The sequence below is a fragment of the Pseudomonadota bacterium genome (assembly GCA_016719885.1).
Classification (GTDB): Bacteria; Pseudomonadota; Gammaproteobacteria.
In genome coordinates this window covers 211752-233402 of record JADJYF010000010.1, presented here as the reverse complement: position 1 = coordinate 233402, position 21651 = coordinate 211752, and the positions used below count along the sequence as shown (strand labels likewise).

General features: G+C 66.3%; 22 protein-coding genes. 13 read left to right on the top strand and 9 right to left on the bottom strand.

Annotation, left to right across the window (positions count from 1 at the left end; genetic code table 11):
* Positions 1-4 precede the first annotated feature (4 nt).
* A complete protein-coding gene (locus tag IPM80_12030; GenBank protein MBK8959137.1) occupies positions 5-907 on the bottom strand; it encodes a glycosyltransferase family 2 protein in 903 nt (300 codons plus the stop codon).
* Between the two features lie 15 nt (positions 908-922).
* Positions 923-1735, bottom strand: a complete 813-nt coding sequence (locus IPM80_12025) for an inositol monophosphatase (protein MBK8959136.1) — start codon at positions 1733-1735, stop codon at positions 923-925.
* Between the two features lie 86 nt (positions 1736-1821).
* On the opposite strand from IPM80_12025, the gene IPM80_12020 reads away from it, so the two are divergent.
* Entirely contained in the window at positions 1822-2610 is a 789-nt protein-coding gene (locus IPM80_12020) for an RNA methyltransferase (GenBank protein MBK8959135.1), read from the top strand.
* Here IPM80_12020 and IPM80_12015 read toward each other — a convergent pair.
* Complete coding sequence (locus tag IPM80_12015; GenBank protein MBK8959134.1) at positions 2589-3650, bottom strand: phosphoribosylformylglycinamidine cyclo-ligase; 1062 nt, start codon at positions 3648-3650, stop codon at positions 2589-2591. The genes IPM80_12020 and IPM80_12015 overlap by 22 nt on opposite strands.
* 118 nt (positions 3651-3768) lie before the next feature.
* Here IPM80_12015 and IPM80_12010 point away from each other — a divergent pair, with 118 nt between their 5' ends.
* Genes IPM80_12010 through hda form a run of 3 tightly spaced genes read left to right on the top strand, consistent with a single transcriptional unit; the run spans position 3769 to position 6613 of the window.
* A complete protein-coding gene (locus IPM80_12010) occupies positions 3769-4812 on the top strand; it encodes a DUF2066 domain-containing protein (GenBank protein ID MBK8959133.1) in 1044 nt (347 codons plus the stop codon).
* A complete protein-coding gene (locus tag IPM80_12005; GenBank protein ID MBK8959132.1) occupies positions 4809-5873 on the top strand; it encodes an AI-2E family transporter in 1065 nt (354 codons plus the stop codon). Before IPM80_12010 ends, IPM80_12005 begins: the two co-directional genes overlap by 4 nt.
* The gene (hda, locus tag IPM80_12000; protein MBK8959131.1) at positions 5870-6613 is read left to right on the top strand and encodes a DnaA regulatory inactivator Hda; all 744 of its coding nucleotides are present in this window, start codon (positions 5870-5872) and stop codon (positions 6611-6613) included. Before IPM80_12005 ends, hda begins: the two co-directional genes overlap by 4 nt.
* Before the next feature lie 76 nt (positions 6614-6689).
* Here hda and wrbA read toward each other — a convergent pair whose 3' ends face one another.
* Together wrbA and arsC are read right to left on the bottom strand one after the other, a co-directional pair.
* The gene (gene wrbA, locus IPM80_11995; protein MBK8959130.1) at positions 6690-7268 is read right to left on the bottom strand and encodes an NAD(P)H:quinone oxidoreductase; all 579 of its coding nucleotides are present in this window, start codon (positions 7266-7268) and stop codon (positions 6690-6692) included.
* A gap of 7 nt (positions 7269-7275) precedes the next feature.
* Positions 7276-7680, bottom strand: a complete 405-nt coding sequence (gene arsC / locus IPM80_11990; GenBank protein MBK8959129.1) for an arsenate reductase (glutaredoxin) — start codon at positions 7678-7680, stop codon at positions 7276-7278.
* A gap of 110 nt (positions 7681-7790) precedes the next feature.
* Between arsC and IPM80_11985 the strand changes: the two genes are divergently transcribed.
* The gene (locus tag IPM80_11985; protein ID MBK8959128.1) at positions 7791-9080 is read left to right on the top strand and encodes a YihY family inner membrane protein; all 1290 of its coding nucleotides are present in this window, start codon (positions 7791-7793) and stop codon (positions 9078-9080) included.
* Complete coding sequence (locus tag IPM80_11980) at positions 9077-9358, top strand: acylphosphatase (protein MBK8959127.1); 282 nt, start codon at positions 9077-9079, stop codon at positions 9356-9358. The genes IPM80_11985 and IPM80_11980 overlap by 4 nt, the downstream gene beginning before the upstream one ends.
* 126 nt (positions 9359-9484) lie before the next feature.
* Here the strand turns inward: IPM80_11980 and IPM80_11975 are convergent, their stop codons facing one another.
* Positions 9485-11200, bottom strand: coding sequence for a proline--tRNA ligase (locus tag IPM80_11975; protein MBK8959126.1), 1716 nt, complete (start codon positions 11198-11200; stop codon positions 9485-9487).
* Between the two features lie 321 nt (positions 11201-11521).
* On the opposite strand from IPM80_11975, the gene ilvB reads away from it, so the two are divergent.
* The 4 genes from ilvB (at position 11522) to pssA (ending at position 15869) form a co-directional block, all read left to right on the top strand.
* On the top strand, positions 11522-13267 hold the full coding sequence (ilvB, locus tag IPM80_11970) for a biosynthetic-type acetolactate synthase large subunit (GenBank protein MBK8959125.1): 1746 nt from the start codon (positions 11522-11524) through the stop codon (positions 13265-13267).
* Between the two features lie 11 nt (positions 13268-13278).
* The gene (gene ilvN / locus IPM80_11965) at positions 13279-13779 is read left to right on the top strand and encodes an acetolactate synthase small subunit (protein ID MBK8959124.1); all 501 of its coding nucleotides are present in this window, start codon (positions 13279-13281) and stop codon (positions 13777-13779) included.
* Positions 13780-13835: 56 nt separating this feature from the next.
* Positions 13836-14852, top strand: coding sequence for a ketol-acid reductoisomerase (ilvC, locus tag IPM80_11960; GenBank protein ID MBK8959123.1), 1017 nt, complete (start codon positions 13836-13838; stop codon positions 14850-14852).
* A gap of 189 nt (positions 14853-15041) precedes the next feature.
* Positions 15042-15869: a CDP-diacylglycerol--serine O-phosphatidyltransferase gene (gene pssA, locus IPM80_11955; GenBank protein MBK8959122.1), complete on the top strand. Its 828-nt coding sequence runs from the start codon at positions 15042-15044 to the stop codon at positions 15867-15869.
* Here pssA and IPM80_11950 read toward each other — a convergent pair.
* The 3 genes from IPM80_11950 to IPM80_11940 form a co-directional block, all read right to left on the bottom strand.
* Positions 15761-16378, bottom strand: coding sequence for an SRPBCC family protein (locus tag IPM80_11950; protein MBK8959121.1), 618 nt, complete (start codon positions 16376-16378; stop codon positions 15761-15763). The two genes, pssA and IPM80_11950, sit on opposite strands and share 109 nt — an antisense overlap.
* A 179-nt stretch (positions 16379-16557) precedes the next feature.
* Entirely contained in the window at positions 16558-16788 is a 231-nt protein-coding gene (locus IPM80_11945; protein MBK8959120.1) for a 2Fe-2S iron-sulfur cluster binding domain-containing protein, read from the bottom strand.
* A gap of 61 nt (positions 16789-16849) precedes the next feature.
* Positions 16850-17518 carry a GntR family transcriptional regulator gene (locus tag IPM80_11940; protein ID MBK8959119.1) on the bottom strand — a complete coding sequence of 223 codons (669 nt, stop codon included), beginning with the start codon at positions 17516-17518 and terminating at the stop codon, positions 16850-16852.
* Positions 17519-17567: 49 nt separating this feature from the next.
* On the opposite strand from IPM80_11940, the gene IPM80_11935 reads away from it, so the two are divergent.
* From IPM80_11935 to IPM80_11925, 3 genes are all read left to right on the top strand, one after another.
* Positions 17568-18842 carry a Rieske 2Fe-2S domain-containing protein gene (locus tag IPM80_11935; GenBank protein MBK8959118.1) on the top strand — a complete coding sequence of 425 codons (1275 nt, stop codon included), beginning with the start codon at positions 17568-17570 and terminating at the stop codon, positions 18840-18842.
* Entirely contained in the window at positions 18839-19705 is an 867-nt protein-coding gene (locus tag IPM80_11930; GenBank protein MBK8959117.1) for an alpha/beta hydrolase, read from the top strand. The genes IPM80_11935 and IPM80_11930 overlap by 4 nt, the downstream gene beginning before the upstream one ends.
* Positions 19706-19776: 71 nt before the next feature.
* On the top strand, positions 19777-20925 hold the full coding sequence (locus IPM80_11925; protein MBK8959116.1) for an epoxide hydrolase: 1149 nt from the start codon (positions 19777-19779) through the stop codon (positions 20923-20925).
* Positions 20926-21651 lie beyond the last annotated feature (726 nt).

The window sequence follows — 21651 nt, the reverse complement described above, 5'->3', positions numbered from 1 at the left end:
GCCGTCATTCGTGCTCGTCGTGCGGCTGCGCGCGCCGCGCCAGCCGTCGCTCGGCGTCGGCTTCCTTGTAATGCAGCGCGGAAACCAGCTCGGCGAGGATGCCGAGCATGAAGGTCGTCACCGAAGTCGTGATCAAGAGCGCCGACATGTTGGTGAAGCGATGGGAGTCGATGAAGGTGTAAAGGTAGTAGAGCATGCCGGTCGCGAAGATCACCATGCTGACCGGCAGGAACAGTCGCATCGGTGAAAACAGCGCACCGACTTTGAGGATGATCATGAAGAAGCGCAGGCCATCTTCGAACAGGCGGATGTGGCTGCGGCCGCCGCGTCGACGCGCGCTGATCGGCACGTAGGCGACCGGCAGACCCGAGCGGAAGAACGCCATGGTGCTGGTGGTCGGGTAGGAAAAGCCGTTAGGCAACAGGTACAGGAAGCGCAGGAAGTGCCGGCGCCGCGCGGCGCGAAAGCCGGACGTGAGATCCAGCACCGGCCGCCCCGCCATGTAGCTCGCCAGGCCGTTGTAGATGTAGTTGGCGGCGCGTCGTGGCAGCGAGGCGTGGGAATCCCAGGTGCGGGCGCCGACCGCCATCTCGTAGCCTTCGTCGAGCTTGTCGAGCAGCGCCTGGATGCAGGCCGGATCGTGCTGGCCATCGGCATCCATGAACATCAGCACGTCATGGCTGGCGTTGCGCGCGCCGGTCTTGACGGCGGCGCCATTGCCCATCGAATAGGGATGGGACACGCAGCGCACGCCGTTCGCTTCGCACAGCGCCACCGTGTCGTCGCTGCTGCCGTCGTCGACCACGATGATCTCGGCATCGGGCTGCGCGGCGCGCAGCGCGGGCAAGAGATGCACGAGGTTTTGCGCCTCGTTCTTGGCGGGCAGGATGATGCTGACCGTGGCCATGGCCCGGCGCCGCGCTCAGCCCTGGTCGCTGCTCGCCGCGCGCCCGCCTTCGCGGGTCGCCAGCGCACCGAGCAACTGGCGAAAGACCTTGGCATTGCCTGCCACGACATCGCCCCTGTCCATGTGCTTCTCGCCGCCGTCCGGATCGCCGACCAGGCCGCCCGCTTCCTGGACCAGGAGCCCACCCGCGGCGATGTCCCACGCCTGCAAGCCGAACTCCCAGAAGCCGTCCAGGCGTCCGCACGCGACGTGCGCGAGATCGAGCGCCGCCGCGCCGGCGCGGCGCACGTCGGCGCAGCGTTCGAGCACCGTCGCGAACGAGGCCACGTAGGGACGCAGGGTGGCTTTGCGCCGCACCGGAAAGCCGGTGCCGATGAGCGCGTCTTCGAGATGCGCGACCTTGCTGACGCGCAGGCGATGGCCGTTCAACTGCGCGCCGGCGCCGCGCGAAGCGGTGAACAGCTCGTCGCGCACCGGATCGTAGACCACCGCCTGCTCGACACGACCGCGCACGGCGAGCGCGATCGAGACCGCGAACTGCTGGTAGCCGTGTACGAAGTTGAGCGTGCCGTCGAGCGGGTCGACTATCCACAGGTATTCGCCGTCGCGGCCGGTGGTGCCGGACTCCTCGGCCAGGATCTGGTGAGTGGGATACGCGGTCAGCAGGGTGTCGATGATGGCGGACTCGGCGTCCTTGTCGATCTGGGTCACGTAGTCCTGGTGACCTTTGCGCGTGATGGCGACTTCGTAGAGGCGCTGTTGACCGCGCATGATGACGGTGCCGGCGCGGCGGGCGGCGCGCACGGCGATATTGAGCATGGGATGCATGGCGCGATCCGGGGATTAGAATGCCGGGGATTCTAACCGATAGTCAGTGCCAGACCGTGGACCGAAGCGAAATCGACACACCTGCCATGCCGGCGCCGCTCGCGGCGCGTGTGCGCGTGGTGCTGGTCGGCACCACGCACCCGGGCAACATCGGCAGCACGGCGCGCGCCATGAAGGCCATGGGCCTCACGCAATTGCATCTCGTCGCGCCGGCGCGCTTTCCCGATGACGAGGCCACGGCGCTGGCGGTGGGCGCCGCCGACCTGCTGCAGGGCGCCAGGGTTCATCACGACCTGGCCGCGGCCTTGGCCGGCGTGGATCTCGCCTACGCGACCAGCGCACGCGATCGCCGCATCGACTGGCCGACCTTCAGCCCGCGCGGCGCGGCGGCCGACATCGTGGCGCGCGGTGAGTCAGAGGTGGCGGTGGTGTTCGGGCCGGAGCGCAGCGGCCTGTCGAATTCCGATCTGGACCTGTGTCAGCGCCTGATCGAGATCCCGACGGTGCCGGAATTCAGTTCCTTGAATCTCGCCCAGGCGGTGCAGATAATCGTCTACGAGCTGTACGCCGCCGCGCCGCTGGTGGTGGCGCCCCGGCCACGCAACCGGCGCCTGTCGGATCAAAGCGCGAGCGCCGAAGACGTCGCCGCCCTGCAGCGCCATTGCATGCAGGTGATGGCGGCGGTCGAGTTCTTTGAGCCCGGCAAGCCGAAGTTGCTCGACCGACGTTTGCGACGCTTGTTGAGTCGCGCCGAACTGCGCGACAGCGAAGTGCAGATCCTGCGCGGTTTCCTGACCGCCGTGGAGGAAAGCCTGGCCGGGCGACGCCGCGCGAAGGGCGGCGCGCCCGTCGTTCAGGACAAGCTGCCGCTGTAGGCGACGCCCGTGCCGCCCTCGCGCACCACGCCGATGCGCGTGACCTGCTCGCCGGCCTCCACCAGCACCGCGCTGACCGTATCGACGTCCTCGGGCGCGACCACCACCACCATGCCGATGCCGCAGTTGAAGGTCTTGAGCATTTCGCTTTGCGCCACCTGGCCGGCATCGCGCAGCCAGGTGAAGAGCGCCGGCAGACGCCAGGCGTGCAAATCTATTTCGACCGACAGGCCGTCGGGGATCACGCGCGGAATGTTCTCGGTCAGGCCGCCGCCGGTGATGTGGGCGAGGGCATGGATGTCGACCTCGGCCAGCGCCTTCAACAGCGCTTTGACGTAGATGCGGGTCGGCGTCAGCAGCGCGTCGGCCAGCGTGCCGTCGCCGAAGGCAGTGTCCAGTGTCTGACCGCTGCGCGCGAGGATGGCGCGCACCAGCGAATAGCCGTTCGAATGCACGCCGCTGGAAGCAAGGCCCAGCAGCACGTCGCCGGCGCGCACCTTGCTGCCGTCGATGAGGCGCTCGCGCTCGACCGCGCCGACACAGAAGCCGGCCAGGTCGTAATGCTTGGCCGCGTACATGCCGGGCATCTCGGCGGTCTCGCCGCCGAGCAGCGCGCAGCCGGCTTCCACGCAGCCGCGCGCCACGCCGTTCACCACCGCCGCGCCGGTCTCGACGCTGAGCGCGCCGGTCGCGAAGTAATCGAGGAACAGCAGCGGCTCGGCGCCTTGCACCACCACGTCGTTCACGCACATGGCGACCAGATCGATGCCGATGGTGTCGTGGCGGCCGGTGTCGATGGCGAGCAGCAGCTTGGTGCCGACGCCGTCGGTGCCCGACACCAGGATCGGATCGCGATAGCCGGTGGCGCGCAGATCGAACAGGCCGCCGAAGCCGCCCAATCCACCCATCACGCCGCTGCGATGGGTGGCGCGGGCGCCCGGGCCGATGCGTCTGACCAGTTCTTCGCCGGCCTCGATGTCGACGCCGGCGGCGCGATAGGACAAGCCCTGGGATTCGTTGCTGCTGTCGTGGGTGCTCATGGGCGCGCATGGTAACAGGCGCAAAAGCCCGCGGAAATTCGCACGTGCTCACGGCGATTTTGGTCGGCCTGTTACCATAGCGCGTCGCCACGAGGCGACCGGCAGCAACGAGTTGGGCATGACGCGAAAGACTTCGAAACGATGGATGGGCCTGGTCGTGGCGCTGTTGTCCTGCGTATTGGCCAGTCCGCTCGCGGCGCGTGACGTGACCGGCCTCTACAACGCCAGCGTGGCGGTCAAGGACCGTACACCGGCCGAACGCTCGCGCGCCAGCGCCGCCGCGCTCGCCGAAGTGCTGGTCAAGCTGACCGGCAATCGCCGCACGCCCAACGATGCCAGTGCGCGTGCCCTGCTGGGGCGCGCATCGACCCTGCTGCTGCAATACGCCTATGCCAATACGCCGGACGGCGGCCTGAGCTTGAACGCACAATTCGATGAAAGGGTGCTCGAGCGTGAACTCGAGGAACGCGGCATCGGCACCTGGGGCAAGCAGCGCCCCGATACCGTGGTGTTCCTGGTGGTCGACGACGCCCAGGGCCGCGCCCTGGTCGGCGGTGAAGCGCCAGGCAAGCTTGGCGCGACCTTGAAGCGCAAGGCCGATGCGCGCGCCCTGCCGGTGCTGCTGCCGCTGATGGACATCGAGGAAAGCGCTCAGTTGAACCAGGCCCAGGACTGGTCCGCGCTGTCCGAGGCGGCGGTCGGCCTGGCTGCTCGCTACGGCGCGGCGGCGGTGCTGGTCGGGCAATTGCACGAAGCCGGTGCGCAGGTGTGGGAAGTGCAGTGGCGCCTCGACGTCGACGGTGAAACCCTGCAATGGACCCAGGAAGGGGCATTGGCCGACGCCATCGTCGAGGAAGGCGTGGACGCCTTGGGCGATGCGCTGGCGCGACGCTACGCCGAGCCCGGCATGCTGGCCGGCGCCGAGCGCGTGAGCCTCGCGGTCGAGGGCGTGCGCTCGGCCGCCGACTACGCGCGCCTGTCGCGTTACCTCGATACCCTGGACAGCATCTCGGCGCTGTTCCTGCGCACCGTCGACAACCAGCGCGTGGTCTACGAAGTCACAGCGCGCGGCGGACGCGCGGCGCTGGCGCAGGCGATTGCCTTCGGCCGTGTGCTGGCGCCGGTGCCGGCAAGCAGCGACACCTACGAGTTATTGCCATGAACACCACCCTCGCCGATTCCCGCCAGTGGTTCATTCTCGCGCTGGTGCTGGCCGGCGGCTGGCTGCTGTACCTGCTGGCGCCGGTGCTGACACCCTTTCTCATGAGTGCGCTCCTGGCCTATCTCGGCGACCCCTTGGTTGACCGTCTCGAGCGCCTCGGCGCGAGCCGCACGCTCGGCGTGTTGACGGTGTTCGGCGTGATGCTGGTGACGGGCGTGGTGGCGCTGGTGGTGCTGTTGCCGATGCTGAGTCACCAGACCATCGCTTTCTTGAACAACATTCCCGAGGCCCTCGACTGGCTGCAGAAGAGCCTCGCGCCGCGCATCGCCGCGCTGGTCGGCAGTGACGTGGTCAGCATCGACATCGAAGCGCTGCGCACCGCCATCGTCGAGCACTGGCGCCAGGTCGGCTCGGTGGCCGGCCAGGTGATGTCGTCCATCGGGCGCTCCGGCCAGGTGCTGCTGGGCTGGTTGACCTACCTGCTGTTGATACCGGTCGTGACCTTCTACCTGCTGCGCGACTGGGACCACCTGGTGGCGGCGGTGCGGGAACTGTTGCCGCAGCGCGTGGCGCCGACCATCGGCAAGCTCGCCAAGGAAATCGATGCCGTGCTGGCCGAGTTCCTGCGCGGCCAATTGACCGTGATGCTGGCGCTGGCCGTGATTTACACCTGCGGCCTGTGGATGGTCGGGCTCGATCTCGCCTTCGTGATCGGCATGATGGCGGGCCTGTTGAGCTTCGTGCCCTACATGGGCGTGATCGTCGGCGTGGTGGCGGCGGCGGTGGCGGCCTTCCTGCAGTTCCATGATGCCGCCCACCTCATCGGCGTGGCGGCGGTGTTCAGCGTCGGCCAGCTCCTGGAAGGCATGGTGCTGTCGCCGATGCTGGTTGGCGATCGCATCGGCCTGCACCCGGTGGCGGTGATCTTCGCGGTGATGGCGGGCGGCCAGCTGTTCGGCTTTTTCGGCGTGCTGGTGGCCCTGCCGGTGGCGGCGGTGGTGGTGGTGCTGTTGCGCCATTCGCGCGACGAATATCTCAAGAGCGAACTCTACGGCCCATGAGCCCGCGCGCTGCCGATCCGCAGCTGACGCTGGCGCTGTTCAATACCACCCACCACGATTTCGCGAGCTTCGTGGCCGGTGACAATGGCGAAGCGCTGCGCGCCGTCGAGCAGTGGTCGCGTCGCGCCGGGCCGCGCATCGTGCACCTGCGTGGTGGCGCGGCAACCGGCAAGAGCCATCTCCTGCACGCCGCCATCGCCGCCCTGGCCACCCAGGGCGTACGCGCCATGCTGCTGCCCTTGCGCGAACTGTTGACGGCCGGCGCGGCGGCGCTGGATGACCTCGACAGCGTCGACATGCTGGCGCTGGACGACATCGACGCCTGCGCCGGTGACGCCGAGTGGGAACGACGGCTGTTCAATCTCTATAACGCGGTACACGCCGGCGAGCGTTTCCTCTTGTGGTCGGCGCGCGGCGAACCGAACTTTGTGCTGGCCGATCTCGCCTCGCGCCTGTCGGCGAGTCTCATCTACCAACTGCACGAGTTGAGCGATGCCGACAAGGTACGTGTATTGCAAGCGCGTGCCCGCGAACGCGGACTCGACATGCCGGAAGCCGTCATCGAATTCATCATGCTGCGCGAACGGCGCGACATGACGACCCTCGTCAGCCTGCTCGATGAACTCGATGCCGCGGCGCTTGCGCAAGGGCGCGCGCTGACCGTGCCGCTGGTGCGGGAAGTGCTGGCGGCGCGTCGGGAAGAACTCGCCAAACCTGACCGTCCAGCGGTGTCAGACTGAAGTCTGACCCACAATGCCGGGCGATTCTTCCGTGGGTCAGACTTCAGTCTGACATGCACGGATTGACGGACGACGATCACCCCAGCCGCAAGGCCGTTTCCGCCAGCCGCCTGCCCAGCGTCCGCGCCACGCGTTTCTCGTGTTCGCTCAAGCTTCGGCCGTTGTCGGCGCCGGCCACGTGGCTCGCGCCATAGGGCGTGCCGCCGCTCTGCGTATCGAGCAGCGCGGCTTCGCTGTAGGGCACGCCCATCACCAGCATGCCGTGATGGAGCAACGGCAGCATCATCGACAGCAAGGTCGATTCCTGGCCGCCATGCAGGCTGCTGGTGGAGGTGAACACGCAGGCCGGTTTGCCGATGAGGCTGCCCGACAGCCACAGGTCCGAGGTTTCGTCGAGAAACGCTTTCAGCGGCGCCGCCATGTTGCCGAAGCGCGTCGGTGAACCGAGCGCGAGGCCCGCGCATTCGCGCAGATCATCCTTGCTGACATGGGGTGGTCCGCTGGCCGGCACGCTGTCGGGACGGTGGGCGAGGGCGGCCACGGTGCGCATGCGCGCGCCGCAGCCCGGCACCGAGATCACGCCGTGGCGCAGTTCGTCGGCGAGCGCGGCGGTATGGCCGTGACGGCTGTAGTAGAGGATGAGGATGTCGGTCATGACCGACTCAAGCGAAGAGCTGGTCGATATTGCTCGGCGGCCGGCCCAGCACCGCACGCGTGCCGGCCACCACGATGGGCCGTTCAATCAGCTCGGGATGCGCGACCAGGGCGGCGATGATGCGCGCCTCGTCGTTGTCGTCGTCGATGGCGCAGGCCGCCCACGCCGCTTCCTTGTCGCGCACCAGGGCCCGCGCCTTGATGCCCAGCGCCGCCAGCAGCTCGCGCAGCTCGGCCGCCGACGGCGGCGTTTGCAGGTACTCGATGATGGTCGGCGTGATACCGCGCGCTTCGAGCAGCGCCAGCGTCTCGCGCGATTTCGAGCAGCGGGGGTTGTGGTAGAGGGTGACGTCCACGCATTGGCTCCGGTTGTCTGTCGCCGGCCCGATCGCGGCCTGCGTATGCTGTGGCATTGTAGGCGTGTGCGCCGAGCTCGGGCATCCCGTCCGGCGCGTCATGTTCGCCACGCAGGAGCAGGGACGATGCACGGGTTTTCCCATCACAACGCGGCGCCGGGGCGCGCATGAGCGAAGCGCCGCGTGGACCGCTCGCGGCCTTGGTCGCCCACAGTCGCTGGCTGTACCTGTTCGTGGGCTACCTCGCGCGCCGCTTCGAATCCGATCAATGCCTGCGCACCGCCTCGGCCCTGGCCTATACCTCGTTGCTGGCCCTGGTGCCCTTGTTCACGGTGCTGATCGTCAGCCTGTCGGCGTTCCCGGCCTTCCAGGACTGGCGCGAAGCGATGGAAAGCTTCGTGTTTCGCGCTTTCGTGCCGACGCTGGGCGAGCAGGTGCGCGCCTACCTGGTCGAGTTCAGCGACAAGGCGCGCGGTCTGCAGGCGTTGGGCGTGGCGGTGTTGCTGGTCACCGTGCTCGCCATGCTGTCGACCATCGAGTCGACCTTCAACGTCATCTGGGGCGTGCGTCGCAAGCGTCCGCTCTTGGTGCGCTTCCTGGTCTACTGGTCGGTGCTGACCTTGGGCCCGGTGCTGATCGGCACCGGCATGGTCGCCACTTCCTACGCGATGGCCTTGCCGGGGCTGGCCGGACACGCGCTGAACGACAGTCTGCGTACGCAGTTGATCGCGGTGTCGCCCTTGATTGCGACCATGCTGGCCTTCGTGCTGTGCTTCAAACTGATCCCCTATCGGCCGGTGCCGCTGCGCCATGCCGTCATCGGCGGCGTGGTGGCAGGCCTGCTGTTCGAACTGGCCAAGCATGCGTTCGCGCTGTTCGTGACGCGCTTTCCGTCCCAGGAAGCGATCTACGGCGCTTTCGCCACGGTGCCAATCTTCCTGACCTGGATTTACCTGTCGTGGGTGATCGTGCTGCTGGGCGCGGAGATCACCGAATGCCTGACCACGTTCCGGCCGCCGCGACCACGCCAGCACGCGGTGCTGGCGGCTGACGATCCCCTGTACTGCACCTATCGCGTGCTGTTTCGCCTGCACGAAGGCCAGGGTCTCGGCCGCAGCCTGTCGGACAAGGATCTCCTGCGTCTCGAGTCGGACTTCGGTTACGCCGCCATCAATGCCGCGCTGGAAACGCTGGACGCGGCGGGCTGGATCAACCGCGACGATCGTTTCGAGTGGATGCTGGCGCGCGATCTCGACCGCCTGAGCCTGCTCGACCTGTTGCGACTGACGCCGAGCTTTCCGCTGCGCCATGACGTGCATGCGCTGGCCGCCGACACCTCCGACCGGCGCCTGCACGGGCACTTGCTCGAACTCGCGCAATGGTCGGAACACCACCTCTGCATGCCGCTTGCCGAACTGTTCGAAGGCGTGGCATCCGCCACGGAGCCGCCGCCATGAACGATGAAGTGCGTAGCTGTCGCCGCTACCGCGTCAGCGGCAAGGTGCAAGGGGTTTACTACCGCGTGTCGGCGCGCGACTGCGCGCGCAAGCTCGGCCTCGACGGCTGGGTGATGAACCTGCCCGACGGACGCGTGGAGGCGGTGGCGGCCGGCACGCTCGATGCGCTCGCCGAATTCGAACAGTGGCTGGCAGAGGGGCCGCCGCGAGCGAAGGTCGGCGCGGTCACGAGCGAAGCCTGCGATGAAGCAGTGGGCAGCGGCTTCGAGGTGCGCTGACCGGCAGGTGCGAATTCATTCGCACCTTGCAGCCTGAGGCTGACCACAAAGCAAGGCGCGCGCAGCGCATTTGTCGACAGTGTGCGAATGAATTCGCACCTGCAGAATCATCCCGAACGCTGGCGCTCAGCGCTCCGCCTCGATCTTCGCCTTCAATATCTCGACGGTCTTGCCTAGCGGCAGCGCCTCGGCGTTCTCGGCGGTGCGCGCCTTGTATTCCAGGGTGCCGGCGTCGATGCCGCGATCGCTGACCACGATGCGATGCGGAATGCCGATCAGTTCGAGGTCGGCGAACATCACGCCCGGGCGCTCGTTGCCGTCGTGGAACAGCACGTCGATGCCGGCATCCTTGAGGTCGCTGTAAAGCTGCTCGGCGATGATGCGCACCTTGTCCGACTTGTGCATGCCGATGGGCGCGATCGCGCATTCGAACGGCGCGATGCCTACCGGCCACACGATGCCCTTGTCGTCATGGTTCTGTTCGATGGCGGCGGCCACGATGCGTGACACGCCGATGCCGTAGCAGCCCATGACCATGGTGACGTTGGCGCCGGTGTCGTCCAGCACGCGTGCCTTCATGGCTTCGGAATACTTGGTGCCGAGCTGGAAGATGTGGCCGACCTCGATGCCGCGCTTGATGTCGAGCGGGCCGCTGCCGTCGGGGCTCGGGTCGCCGGGCTGGGCGTTGCGCAGATCCGCCACTTCCGGCTCGGCCGCGTCGCGGCCCCAGTTGACGCCGGTCAGGTGATAGCCCGCCTGGTTGGCGCCGCACACGAAATCGGCGAGCGCGGCGGCGGCGCTGTCCGCCACCACCTTGATCGAAAGGCCACAGGGCCCGAGCGAGCCCGGCCCGCATTTCACCACCGCTTCGATTTCATCCGCCCGCGCCATGCGCAGTGGCGAAGCGACGCCGGCAATCTTCTGTGCCTTGACCGCGTTCAGCTCGTGATCGCCGCGCAGCACCAGCGCCACCAGCGTGCCGTCCTCGCCCGCCACCATCAGGGTCTTCACCACCCGGGCCGGCTCGACTTTGAGGAACTCGGAGACCTCGGCGATGGTATGGGCCTTGGGTGTGGCGACCTTGTCCATGGCCTGGCCCGGCGCCGGGCGCGGCGCGGCGGGCGCCGGCGCCGGCACCATCTCGACGTTGGCGGCGTAGTCGCCGTTGGTGCTGAAGGCGATCAAGTCTTCGCCCGAGTCGGCCAGCACGTGGAACTCGTGCGACTTCGAGCCGCCGATGTTGCCGGTGTCGGCCAGCACCGCGCGGAAAGTCAGGCCGGCGCGCTCGAACACGCGGCTGTAGGCGCGGTACATGTCCTGGTAGGTTTCTTCCAGCGAGGCGTGATCGAGATGGAAGGAATAGGCGTCCTTCATCAGGAATTCGCGCGCGCGCATGATGCCGAAGCGCGGCCGCACCTCGTCGCGGAACTTGGTCTGGATCTGGTAGAAGTTGGCCGGCAGCTGCTTGTAGCTGTGCACTTCGTTGCGGATGAGGTCGGTGATGGCCTCCTCGTGGGTCGGCCCCAGGCAGAAGGCGCGGTCGTGACGGTCCTTGATGCGCAGCAGCTCGGGGCCGTAGTGGTCCCAGCGGCCCGATTCCTGCCACAGCTCGGCCGGCAGCACGCCCGACATCAAGACTTCCTGGGCGCCGGCGGCGTCCATCTCCTCGCGCACGATGCGTTCGACCTTGCGCAGCACGCGCAGGCCCAGCGGCAGCCAGGTGTAGATGCCGGACGCCAGCTGGCGAATCATGCCGGCGCGCACCATGAGCTTGTGGCTCACGATCTCGGCGTCGCCCGGGGCGTCACGCAGGGTCGGGATGAGGAGATTGGTTATGCGCATGGGGTGCTTTCCGCGTGGCTCATGGAAGGGAAACGAGTACAGGGGCGGCATTCTCAAGTCTTAGCCCGGGGCCTGCAACCGCGCCCCGGGGGCGGGCGGGCTCAAGTTCGCCGCGATTTCTCCTTGACCGCTCCGGCGATCATGCGTAGCGTTCCGCCCTCGCTCTCCATCGTCGGTTCGCCATCCACGGCGGCACCTGTCAACGAAGAGCCCGGGCGCAACCACGCGCACGCGGCACTGAGAGGGGAGCGAAGCGTGGATAACAGCCACGTTTACGACTAATCCCGGGCGCGACAGGGCTCGAACAGTTCAAAGGCGGTGATGACTATGACAGAGCGACTGCGTGGTGCGGAGATCTTCGTGCGTGCCCTGGCCGACGAAGGCGTGGAGTTCCTGTTCGGCTACCCGGGCGGTTCGGTGCTGCACATCTACGACGAAATCTTCAAACAGGACAAGTTCAAGCACATCCTGGTGCGTCACGAGCAGGGCGCGACCCATGCCGCCGACGGCTATGCGCGTTCCACCGGCAAGCCCGGCGTGGTGCTGGTCACCTCCGGCCCCGGCGCGACCAACTGCGTGACCGGCATCGCCACCGCCTACATGGATTCGATCCCGATGGTGGTGTTCACTGGCCAGGTCTCGACCGCGCTGATCGGCAACGACGCCTTCCAGGAAGTCGACTGCATCGGCATCACGCGCCCCTGCGTGAAGCACAATTTCCTGGTGGAGCGGGTCGAAGACCTCGCCGCCACCATCAAGAAGGCGTTCTTCGTCGCGACCACCGGCCGGCCCGGCCCGGTGGTGGTCGACATCCCCAAGGACGTCACCGCCAACGTCGCCGAGTACGAATACCCGGCGTCGGTCGAGATGCGTTCCTACAAGCCCAACCTCAAGGGCCACCCGGGCCAGATCAAGCGCGCCGCGCAGCTGTTGGCGACCGCCAAGAAGCCCATGATCTATACCGGCGGCGGCGTGGTGCTGGACAACGCCGCGGCCGAGCTCACGCAGTTCGCGCGCCTGCTCGGCTTCCCGGTCACCAACACCCTGATGGGCCTCGGCGCCTATCCCGGCACCGACCCGCAGTTCATCGGCATGCTCGGCATGCACGGCACCTACGAAGCCAACATGGCCATGCATCATTGCGACGTGCTGTGCGCCATCGGCGCGCGCTTCGACGATCGCGTGACGGGCGACCTGGCCAAGTTCTGCCCGGAAGCGAAGATCATCCATATCGACATCGACCCGGCCTCGATCGCCAAGAACGTGCCGGTCGACGTGCCGATAGTCGGCAGCGTCGGCCACGTGCTGCGCGATCTCATCGAAGTGTTGCAGGCGAGCGGCGTGAAGGCCGTGCAGCGCGACAACGATGCATGGTGGAAACAGATCAACGAATGGCGCGCGCTCGACTGCCTGCGCTTCGACAAGAACAGCGACAAGATCAAGCCGCAGGGCGTGATCCAGCAGCTCTACAAGGCCACCAATGGCGACGCCTACATCACCTCCGATGTCGGCCAGCACCAGATGTGGGCTGCGCAGTTCTACCCCTTCGACAAGCCGCGCCGCTGGATCAACTCCGGTGGCCTCGGCACCATGGGTTTCGGCATGCCGGCGGCGATGGGCGTGCAACTCGCGTTTCCCGACGCCACCGTCGCCTGCGTGACCGGTGAAGCGAGCTTCGTGATGTGCGTGCAGGAGCTTTCGACCTGCCTGCAGTACGGCCTGCCGATCAAGATAGTGAGCCTGAACAACCGCTACATGGGCATGGTGCGCCAGTGGCAGGAGTTCTTCTACGACCGCCGTTATTCCCATTCCTACATGGAATCGCTGCCGGACTTCGTCAAGCTCGCCGAGGCCTTCGGCCATGTCGGCATGCGTATCGAGAAGCCTTCCGACGTGGAGGGCGCGTTCAAGGAAGCCTTCGCCATGAAGGACCGCCTGGTGCTGATGGATTTCATCACCGACCAGACCGAGAACGTCTACCCCATGATCGCGGCCGGCAAGGGCCAGCACGAGATGCATCTCGCGCCGACCCAGGGCGAAGCGTCCGCCGAGCGTGAGCTGGCGTAAGGACGTACACCATGAACGAGAGACACACGATTTCCATCCTGCTCGAAAACGCCGCCGGCGCGCTGTCGCGCGTGTCGGGCCTGTTCTCGGCGCGCGCCTACAACATCGAATCGCTGGCGGTGGCGCCGACCGAAGACCCGACGGTGTCGCGCCTGACGGTCGTCACCAGCGGCTCGCCGCAGATCATCGAGCAGATCACCAAGCAGCTGAACAAGCTGGTCGACGTGATCAAGCTCGTCGATCTCAACGAAGGCCCGCATATTTCGCGTGAGCTGATGCTGGTCAAGGTACGCGCCGCGAGCCCCGACCATCGTGCCGAGGTCAAACGCCTGGCCGACATCTTCGAGGCGCGGGTGGTGGACATCACCGACATCAGCTTCACTTTGGAATTGACCGGCTCTTCGCAGCGCCTCGATGATTTCGTCGAGGCCTTGGGTGTGCGGCACGTGATGGAAATGGCGCGCTCGGGCGTGCTGGGATTATTGAAGGGCAGCAAGGCATTGAAAGCCTGACCGGCTGGCAGATTCGCACTCGATCTTCACTCTCAAACAGGAATGCAACCATGGCAATGAACATCTACTACGACAAAGACGCCGATCTCTCGCTCATCCAGGCACGCAAGGTGGCCATCATCGGCTACGGCTCGCAGGGCCATGCGCATGCCAACAATCTCAAGGATTCCGGCGTTAAGGTCGTAGTCGGCCTGCGCCCCGGTTCGTCCAGCGCGCAGAAGGCGGCCGGCGCCGGTCTCGAAGTGGCGTCGGTGGCCGACGCGGTGAAGTCGGCCGACGTGGTCATGATCCTCGCCCCCGATGAACACCAGGCCGATCTCTACGCCAGCGAAATCGAGCCCAACATCAAGCAGGGCGCGGCGCTGGCCTTTGCCCATGGCTTCAACATCCATTTCGGCCAGATCGTGCCGCGCGCCGATCTCGACGTCATCATGATCGCGCCCAAGGGCCCCGGTCACCTGGTGCGTTCCACCTACCAGCAGGGCGGCGGCGTGCCGAGCCTGATTGCCATTTACCAGGACGCCTCGGGCCAGGCCAAGAACATCGCCTTGTCCTATGCCTGCGCCAATGGCGGCGCACGCGCCGGCGTCATCGAGACCAATTTCCGTGAAGAGACCGAAACCGATCTGTTTGGCGAACAGTCGGTGCTGTGCGGCGGTATCACCGCCCTCATCGAAGCTGGCTTCGACACCCTGGTCGAAGCGGGCTATGCGCCGGAAATGGCCTACTTCGAGTGCCTGCACGAAGTGAAGCTCATCGTCGACCTCATCTACGAGGGCGGCATCGCCAACATGCGCTACTCGATCTCCAACACCGCCGAATACGGCGACTTCACCCGCGGCCCGCGCATCGTCACCGACGAGACCCGCGCCGAGATGAAGAAAATCCTGTCGGAGATCCAGAACGGCGAATTCGCGCGTGAATGGATCGGCGAAAACCGTACCGGCACCGCGGTGCTGAAGGCCAAGCGTCGCAACGCCGCCGCCCATCAGATCGAGGAAGTCGGTGCGCGTCTGCGCGGCATGATGCCGTGGATCGGCAAGAACAAGCTGGTCGACAAGAGCCGCAACTAAGACGGGTTCAGTTCCTTGTAGGTGCGAATTCATTCGCACATTGAGGCCTCGGCTCAGCGCCTCGCGACGGCTTTGATGTGCGAATGAATTCGCACCTACAGGAATGCGCACAGTGGACGCGTGATCGATCATAATGATGGCGTAATCGCCGCAGCGCCGCGCCGCTGATCGATCAACGAGGTTCAGCCCATGCAAGTCGAGTCTTCGCCACCACCGGACGACCCGCCGGAAGCGCCATCCCCCTTGCCGCCGAACAAGCGTCGCGCCGGCATCTACCTGCTGCCCAACCTGTTCACCACCAGCGCGCTGTTCGCCGGCTTCTATGGCGTGGTGGCCGCCATCAACGACCGCTTCGAAGCCGCCGCCATCGCCATCCTGGTGGCCATGGTGTTCGATGGCATGGACGGCCGCATCGCGCGCATGACCAACACCCAGAGCGACTTCGGCGCGCAATACGACAGCCTGTCCGACATGGTGTCTTTCGGCGTGGCGCCGGCGCTGGTCATGTATGAGTGGACCTTGCACTCGCTCGGCAAGCTCGGTTTCGTGGTGTCGTTCATGTACGCGGCCGGCGCGGCCTTGCGCCTCGCGCGTTTCAACACCCAGGTCGGCGTCGCCGACAAGCGCTATTTCCAGGGCCTGCCGAGTCCGTCGGCGGCGGCGCTGGTGGGTTCGCTGGTGTGGTTCGGCGATTACATCGGGGCGCGCGATGCCGGTCTCATGACCACCGCCGCCCTGTTCATCACCATCGCGGCGGCGCTGCTGATGGTCAGCAACATGCGCTACTACAGCTTCAAGGAGCTCGACCTGCACGGCCGCGTGCCGTTCGTGGCGGTGCTGGCGGTGGTGATGGGCTTCGTCCTGATCTCCATCGAACCGGCCAGCGTGCTGTTGATCATCTTCGGCGGCTACGCGGCCTCGGGCGTGGTCGAGACCTTGAAGCTGCGACGCCGGCGGCGTGCCGAGCGGCGCGAAGGCAAGAGTGCATCACCCCCCGTAGAGCCGCCGACGCTTTGACTCCGTCCCTGTAGGTGCGAATTCATTCGCACGGTGATGGCGTCCCGACGCTGTCGCTCGCGCCATGAATGTGCGAATGAATTCGCACCTACAAGTCCCAGGCGTCTTCTCGTCCTCGCGATGCCGCCCTTGTAGATGCCGCCGATGAGGGTCTCGGCCTGCGCTTCGGAAACGCCTGCCGGATCAAAGCTGCCTGCCCAGTGGATGGCGGCCGAGTGGGCATCCAGCGGTTTTACCGTGACCGTTGCCGAGTAATTCGCGACCGGCAACGCGGTCTGTTGATTGATGATGGCGTAGGTGAAGGTGCGCCTGGCGGCGTCATGTGCCTCCAGGCGCTCTTCGATGACACCGCCGTTGGCGAGGATGATGCGACGCACGGCGCCGACGCCGCTGCCGGTGACGGTGAAGTCGGCAATCATCTCGTTCCTTTCCAAGCCGGCGAAATTGCCAATCACCTCGAACACGCGGTCGGCGTCGGCCGCCACCGTTTCTTGCACGACGACATTCATGCTGTTGTCTCCCGTCAAAATTTCTCTGGCCTCGGTGCGCTCACATCGGTGAGGCGCTCGCGCGCGGCCCGAACAGGAAGAACGGGGAGACCGCGGCTACGGTCGGACCTTAGCATGGCCGCGTGCGACCAAGCACAGGCCGTCATTCGGGTTTGGGTGACGCCGCATGCGCGGCGGCCTCAGGTGTCGAAATCGAGGCAGACGGTCTCACTGTCGGGCACCGCCTGGCAGGCCAGCACGTAGCCAGCCGCGCACTCGTCGTCGTCGAGGATGAGGTTGTTGCGCATGTGCAGGCGGCCGGACACCAGCCGGGCGCGACAGGTCGAACAGCAGCCGGCCTCGCAGCTGTAGGGCAAATCGACGCCGGCCGCGCGCGCGGCGTCGAGCACGGTGCGGCCATCGCGTTGCATGCGAAACGCGTGGACGCCACCGAAAACCCGCACGCTGACCTCGGTGTCCGCCGCGCTCATTTCAGGCCAGTCCCGGGATGCCCTGCGCCAACTGCCCGGCGCGACGCACATGGGCACGCATGAGCTTGTCGGCGCGCGCCGCCTTGCCGGCCAGGATGGCGTCGATGATGTCGAGGTGCTCGCGGGCGGAAATCGTACGCTGCTCGCGATCGAGCAGGCGCAGGAACTGCAGGCGGTAGGCCGGCAGTTCGAGCACTTTCAGCGACGCCATGAGGCGTCGATTGCCGGCCATGGCGACGATGCCGTCGTGCAGGGGCACGTTGTTTTCCATGTGACTCAATTCGTTGTTCAACACCTCGTCGCCGAGCCACACGCGGCGCGCTTCCGCCAGCCAGGCGCGATGGCTGGCGACGGTGACCTGGCTGGCGGCGAGACCAGCGGCAAACCCTTCCAGGCATTCGCGCAGTTGGAACAGCTCGGCCAGATCGCTGCGCGTCATGCGTCGTACACAGGCGCCGCGCTGATGCTGCAACTCCACCAGGCCTTCGCCCGCGAGCTTGAGAAACGCTTCGCGCAGGGTGCTGCGCCCGACCGGCAAGCGCGCCATCAGCTCGGCTTCGATCAGGCGCTGACCGGGCGCCAGGAATCCTTCCTGGATCTGGCGCCGGATCTCGTCGGCGGCCAGATCGGCGGCCTTGCCGGGCGCGAGCGGCGTGCGCAATTGCTGCATTTCATGCTCCCCGTGGGCGTAGCGTGCTTGCGTTGACATCAGGACATTAATGTCAGACATTTCGGTCAGTCTAAAACATTCGATCGCCGGCGCAAACGCCCGGCAAGGGGGAGCGGTGAGCAGCGCTGGCTTCGTCGACGAATCCATCCTCGAGCGCGTGCGCGTGGGCCGCGCCTACGTGGCCGCCAAGTACGGTTTTCGCAATCACTGGTACCCGGCGCTGTTCGGCGCCGAACTCGCCGAGGGCGAGGCGCGCGCCCTGACCCTGCTGGGCGAGAACATCCTCGTCAAGCGCATCGACGGCGCGGTGCATGCCATCCGCGATCGCTGCCTGCATCGCGGCGTGCCGCTGTCCACCCAGCTCGAGTGCTACACCAAGAACACCGTCACCTGCTGGTATCACGGCTTCACCTATCGCTTCGACGACGGCGTGCTGTGCGCGATCGCCGGCACCAAGGACAGCGCGGTGGTCGGGCGCAAGAAACTGCACGTCTACCCGGTCGTCGAGGCCAAGGGCCTGGTGTTCGTGTTCGTCGGCGACGCCGACTTCACGCCGCCGCCGCTCGCCCACGACGTGCCGCCCGGTTTTCTCGATGACGAGCTGGTGGTGCGCGGCAAGGCGCGCACGGTGGCCGCCAACTGGCGCATAGGCGCGGAGAACGGCTTCGACTCCACGCATATCTTCATCCACAAGCACTCGGTGCTGATCGAAGATGCCGATCTCGCGCTGCCGCTCGGCCTGCAGCCGCAGGGCCGACATGCCTTCAAGACCAGCGTCAGCGACGACGGCCCGAAAGGCGTGTTCGACAACTTCGGTCCCGGCGAAGTGATGCCGGTATTCACCGCCACCATCGAAGGCGAGGAGGTCCTGCACGGCGCCATGCACGGCGGCAACCGCGTGCCGCAGGACATCTCCATGTGGCTACCCTGCGCGCTTCGCGTGCGGCCGTGGCCGGTGCCGGAACTCACGCAGTTCGAATGGTACGTGCCGATCGACGGCGACCAGCACCTCTACCTGCAGACGCTCGGCAAGCGCTGCGCCAACGAGGCCGAGGCCGCGGAATTTGATGCCGAATTCCAGCGCCGCTGGCTGCCCAAGGCGCTGGACGGGTTCAACGACGACGACGTGTGGGCGCGCGAAGCGACCCAGCCCTTCTATGCCGATGACAGCGGTTGGCTGAAGGAGCAGCTGTTCGAGCCGGACGGCAACATTGTCGAATGGCGCAAGCTGGCCAGCGCCCATGCGCGCGGTATCCAGGCGCCGCAACACATCGATGCGCCGCGCCGACCGCGCGCCCATCCTTCCACGGAGAATCCATCATGAGTTTATGGTTGGACATGCTCGGCGCCAGCGTGCGCACCGTGCACACCCGCAGCTTCGGCGCCACGCGCATCGTCGAAGCGGGCATGCAACACGCCGACACCGTCATTTTCATGCACGGCATCGGCGGGCACCTGGAAGCCTACGCGCGCAACGTCGTGGCGCTGTCCGAGAGCTTTCACACCATCGCCTACGATTTCATCGGCCATGGCCTGTCGGCCAAGCCGGCTGTCGACTATTCGCCTTTGCTGCTGGTGCGGCACCTTGCCGAGCTGATGGACGCGCTGGCGCTCGAACGCAGCCACCTGTGCGGTGAATCCCTGGGCGGCTGGGTGGCGGGCCTGTTCGCCACCGAACATCCGGCCCGCGTCGCGCGCCTGATACTCAACACCTCCGCCGGTCTGCCGATCCTGACTGACAAGGGCCGCCAGGACCTCGAGGACCTGATCGATCTCAGCCGCAAGGCCGCCACCCAGGGGCCGCCCACCTACGACAGCATTCTCAATCGCATGAAGTGGCTGTTTCATCCGCACAACCATCACATGATCAGCGACGAGCTGGTGAACACGCGTCTGCGTTTCTACTCGCAGCCGATGATGAAGGACATCGCGCCGCGCGTGCTGGCCATGATCCCCATGCATGACGACTATCTCATTCCCCTCGACCGCATTCGCGCCGAGACGCTGTTCCTGTGGACCACCGACAACCCGGTGCACGACGTCGAGACCGCGCGCCGCAGCGCGGCCCAGGTGCCGGGCGCCAAGCTGTACGTGATGCAAGCCGAATCGGCGCATTGGCCGCAGTACGAGGCGCCGGCGGAGTTCAATCGCGTGGTAACCAGTTTTCTCGCGCGCGGCGAGCTCTGAGCACGGGCTGCGTGGACGGCGGGGACGCGCGTCGATGACACTAGGCGGCTCCTGGTTACGAGATCCGACCGATGAGCCCGCGCCCCTTTACCCTGCACGTCGACGATGAGGCGATTGCCGATCTCAAAACACGTCTCGCGCTGACGCGCTATCCCGACGAGACCCCCGGTGAGCCGTGGGCCCATGGCACCGACGTCGCGTACCTGCGCGAGCTGGTCGACTACTGGCAGCATCATTTCGACTGGCGAGCCCAAGAAGCGCGACTCAAAGCCTTCCCACAGTTCAAAGTTGGTCTCGACGGCATTGATCTCCATTTTCTCCATGTTGAAGGCAAGGGCCCCAAACCCTGTCCGCTGCTCCTGTCGCACGGCTGGCCGGGTTCGGTGTTCGAATTCATGGACATCATTCCGCGCCTGACCGATCCGGCGCGCTTCGGCGGCGACCCGGCCGATGCCTTCACGGTGGTGGCGCCCTCGCTGCCGGGCTATGGCTTGTCGTTCACGCCCGGCCAGAAGCGCTTCGGCATTGAGATGATCGCCGACTGTTTCGCGTCTCTCATGCACGACGTGCTGGGCTATCGACACTTCGCTGCCCAGGGCGGTGACTGGGGCGCCTTCATCACCTCGCGGCTCGGCGCCGTGCATGCCGACAAGCTGCTCGGCATTCACGTCAACCTGCTCGCCGTGCGCCGCGATGCCAGGATGCTCACCGAACCGAGCGCGGAAGAGCGCGACTTCATCGCCAAGCTCGAGCACTGGCTGAAGGAAGAAACCGGCTACCAGTGGATCCAGGGCACGCGGCCGCAGACGCTCGCGTTCGGCCTGTCCGATTCACCGGCCGGCCTCGCGGCCTGGATCGTCGAGAAATTTCGCGCCTGGAGCGACTGCAACGGCGACGTCGAAAGCGCGTTCAGCCGCGACCACCTGCTCGCCAACATCGCGCTCTACTGGTTCACCGGCGCCATCGGTTCGAGCTTCTGGCCCTATTACGCGCGCATGCACGGGCCGTGGCCGATCCCTGACGGCGGGGTCGGCGTGCCGACCGGCTACGCGGCCTTCCCGCGCGAAATCCTGTCGCCGCCGCGCAGCGTCGCCGAGCGCATGTACACCAATATCCAGCGCTGGAGCGTGATGCCGAAAGGCGGGCACTTCGCGGCCATGGAACAACCGCAGGCCTTGGCCCACGAGATCACCGAGTTCTTTCGGCCGTTGCGTCCGTAGGTGCGAATTCATTCGCATATTGAGGCCCGATTGAAACGGGGATGCACCGGATCGGGTGTCAGACTGAAGTCTGACCCACAGAAGAATGGCTCGGTTGTGCAGACTTCGTCGCAAGCGGATTTGCTCCTCCAACCTCCATCCGTCACCGTCGATGGCGCCGCCCGCCGCCGGCGGCACGCCGTGCGTGCGTATCCATTCGCGCCGCGCTTCGAAGGGCTGGCTGACATAGTCTTTCATGCGCGCCATCGCTTCCGGCGTGACGATGGTCTTCAGCCATTCTTCGGCTTCGATGCGCAAGCCTTCCTCGATCGGCAGGTTGGCGCCGCGATTGATGGCGCGCTTGGCGCCCACCACCGACATCCGTGACTGCGCGGCGAGGCCTTCGGCGATTTCGATGGCGCGGGCGCGGGCGTCGTCGGCGAGTTCGGTGACGATGCCGAGTTCCAGCGCGCCCTGCGGTGTGACGGTGCGGCTGCGCATGAGGAAATCCATGGCGCGGCCGTGACCGATGATGCGCGCCAGCAGTTGCGAGCCGGTGCCGGTGAGGATGCCGAGTGCCACTTCCGGAAAGCCGATGCGGTAGTCGCCGCGCTGCGCGACGCGGATGTCGCAGTTCAATGACAGTTCCAGGCCGGCGCCCATGGTGTCGCCGCTCATGGCCACCACGATGGGGGTATCGAGATAGGCCAGCGAACGCAACAGGGTGTGATAGCCGGTGATGAGGCC